This is a genomic window from Variovorax glucosi (assembly GCF_051216695.1).
Taxonomy (GTDB): domain Bacteria; phylum Pseudomonadota; class Gammaproteobacteria; order Burkholderiales; family Burkholderiaceae_C; genus Variovorax.
This window is the reverse complement of sequence record NZ_JBPJZE010000346.1, coordinates 1-1,072: the sequence shown is the minus strand read 5'-3', so window position 1 is coordinate 1,072 and position 1,072 is coordinate 1. Positions and strand designations below refer to the sequence as shown.

The 1,072-nt window shown below is 65.2% G+C and carries 2 protein-coding genes; one reads left to right on the top strand and one right to left on the bottom strand.

Features of this window, described 5'->3' with window-relative positions; translation table 11 throughout:
• Window positions 1–568: aminotransferase class I/II-fold pyridoxal phosphate-dependent enzyme (locus tag ACSFA3_RS25535; protein WP_435508117.1), on the bottom strand; the 568-nt coding region annotated here is incomplete at its 3' end.
• A gap of 81 nt (window positions 569–649) precedes the next feature.
• Between ACSFA3_RS25535 and ACSFA3_RS25530 the strand changes: the two genes are divergently transcribed.
• Window positions 650–1,072, top strand: a 423-nt coding sequence (locus ACSFA3_RS25530; protein ID WP_435508116.1) for a LysR family transcriptional regulator, incomplete at its 3' end; no start/stop codon positions are given.

Here is a 1,072-nt window from a genome sequence, read left to right as displayed (position 1 = left end):
CCAGTGCCTGGAGCTCGGCACGCGTGTAGGTCGCTCCGCTCGGGTTGTTCGGCGAGTTCAGCATCAGCCACCGCGTCTTGCCGGTGATGGCGCGCTCGAGGTCGGCAGGCTGCAGCTTGAAGCCCGATGCCGCCGGGCAGTCGACGAAGACCGGAACGCCACCGGCCAGCAGGGCGATGTCCGGGTAAGACACCCAGTAGGGCGCCGGCACGATCACCTCGTCACCTGCCGCGACCGTGCACATGAGCGCATTGAAGATCACCTGCTTGGCGCCGGTGCCGACGATGATCTCGCCCGGTGCGTAGGCCAGCCCGTTCTCATTCAGGAACTTGCCGGCAATGGCCTCCTTCAGCACCGGCGTGCCACCCACGTCCGTGTACCGGGTCTGGCCGTCGGCCATTGCACGGATTGCCGCTTCCTTGATGTGCCCGGGTGTCTCGAAGTCGGGCTCGCCCGCGGTCAGGCCGAGGATGTCCCGGCCCATCGCGCGCAGCTCGCGCGCCCTCTGGCCGGCCATGGAACTGGGGGATGGTTTGATTCGATTCAGACGTGGTGCGATGTGAAGCATGCACGCAGTATCAAAGTCAGAGTGCCGCAGGACAAACGAGAAATCGGAGGAGCGCGGTATTCCTTTTTTTCCTGCGAGGCCATGGGCGTACATTCCGCTGGCATGAACTTCACTTTCAAGCAGCTGGAGGCCTTCCTCTTCAGCGCCAAGCTCCAGAGCTTCAGCGCCGCGGCGGTGAAGCTGCACACCACGCAGTCGGCCATCTCCAAGCGCCTGGCGGAACTAGAGGAATCGCTTGGCGGCCCCTTGCTGCATCGCACCTCTCACGGCCTGGAGCTGGCTCAGGCCGGCCGGGAACTGCTGCCGCTCGCGGAAGAAGCGCAACGGCTCTGGCAGCGCATCGAGCACGACATCAGCCTCGACAAGACGCTGCGCGGAACCTTCCGGGTGGGTGTGACGGAGCTGATCGCGATGACCTGGCTCACGCGCCTGATCCAGCTGCTGCAGAAGCTGCATCCCCAGGTCACGCTGGAGCCGGTGGTGGACGCGGGGCTCACGCTCTTC